Below are 932 nucleotides of genomic sequence, written 5' to 3' on the forward strand. Positions count from 1 at the left end.
TAGGCCTTGTGCAAACGCGCCTAGAATTGCACCGCGACGACCACCTGTCGCGTTACCAAATACACCTGCCGCAGCACCCACAAAGAAGTGTGGAACGACACCTGGGATAATCACAGTAAGACCCATCACGTACAGCAGGAACATGCCCACTAGACCGGCTGCAAAGCTCGATAGGAAGCCCACCAATACCGCGTTTGGCGCGTATGGGAACACAACCGGACAATCCAGTGCAGGTTTTGCGTTTGGAACCAGTTTGTCTGAGATGCCTTTAAATGCAGGAACGATTTCTGCGATAACCATACGTACACCTTGAAGGATAACGTACACACCACCAGCGAATGTGATGGATTGCATCAGCGCGAACATGAACCAGTGCTTACCACCGCTAACTTCGCGTACAAAGTCACCGCCAGCAAAGATACACGTCACCATAAAGATGATGCCCATGGTGAATGAGATTGCCACTGGCGTATCACGTAGGAACAACAAGCTCTTAGGTACGTTCATCTCTTCAGTAGAGTGTTCTTTATTACCGAACTTGCTGCCAATAAAGCCCGCTAGTACGTAAGAAAGGGTAGAGAAGTGACCAATCGCAACGTCGTCAGAACCTGTTACTTGCTTCATGTACTTGTGAGCAATCGCAGGGAAGAACACCATCACAGAGCCCACAACCAGAGAGCCAAGTGCGATCAGTGGAACGCCTTTCATGCCGCTAGATGCCAGAATCGCCGCCACCATAATAGACATAAATAGCGTGTGGTGACCTGTTAGGAAGATGCATTTCCACGGCGTGAAACGAGCGATCAGAATGTTCACCAACATACCGAAGAACATGATCATCGCCATCTCTTTACCAAACGCTTCTTGCGCGATAGAGACGATAGCTTCGTTGTTTGGTACCACGCCAGTAATGCCAAATGCGTGTTGGAAAA

1 protein-coding gene is annotated in these 932 nt (G+C 49.4%); it reads right to left on the bottom strand.

Annotated elements, in window-relative coordinates; all coding sequences use genetic code 11:
• The coding region (locus tag R7R78_RS24845) for a PTS ascorbate transporter subunit IIC (RefSeq protein WP_225474463.1) at window positions 1–932 on the bottom strand (932 nt) is incomplete at both ends.

The organism is Vibrio sp. 2134-1, from assembly GCF_033339495.1.